The organism is Sandarakinorhabdus rubra (assembly GCF_010994245.1).
GTDB lineage: Bacteria > Pseudomonadota > Alphaproteobacteria > Sphingomonadales > Sphingomonadaceae > Sandarakinorhabdus > Sandarakinorhabdus rubra.
This window is the reverse complement of the sequence record NZ_WMHO01000459.1, coordinates 1-608: the sequence shown is the minus strand read 5'-3', so window position 1 is coordinate 608 and position 608 is coordinate 1. Positions and strand designations below refer to the sequence as shown.

Here is a 608-nt window from a genome sequence, read left to right as displayed (position 1 = left end):
GTCCACCACGCCGGGCAGGGCGAAGGCCACCAGCATCGCCACCAGCAGCGTGACACTCGCCGCATTGCCCGCCGCCAGCCCCTGGCCACTGGCGCGCGCGGCCCCCGCAAGACCCGCCGCCGGCACCAGCAGCGCGTTGTGCAGCATGTCGTGGGTGGAGAACAGCCAGGTCATCACGGCGCCAACGCCGATCACCCAGGCAACGCCCAGCCCGTCGAGGCCGCTGCCACGCGGCACCACCCACCACAGGCTGGCACAACAGACCGCCATGGCCAGCACCACGAAGGCCAGCAGCGGCTTTCGTGGCCCCAGCCGGTCGATGGTGGCGCCCAGCAGCGGCATGGTGAGCATAACCGCCCAGCCGCCCCATTTGCCGCCCTGCGCCACCAGTTCCTGGCCCCTGACCGGATCGCCGACCACGGCCGCCACGAACCAGGGCGCGAAGATGTAGATGGAAACGAGGATGATGTAGGGATCGCGTACCGCCTGCGCGGTCACCCAGGCCGCCGTGGCGCGGCTGGCCCTTGTGGCAGTGGGCTGGAGCTGGTTCACCGCCGTGCAGCGCGCTGCGGGGCGACTGGCGGCGGTGCGGCACCAGCCGGGGCCAG

General features: G+C 72.2%; 1 pseudogene. It reads right to left on the bottom strand.

The features are described from left to right. A pseudogene (locus GJV64_RS15275) lies at positions 1 to 498 on the bottom strand (MFS transporter); the annotation flags it as partial. Between the last annotated feature and the right edge of the window lie 110 nt (positions 499 to 608).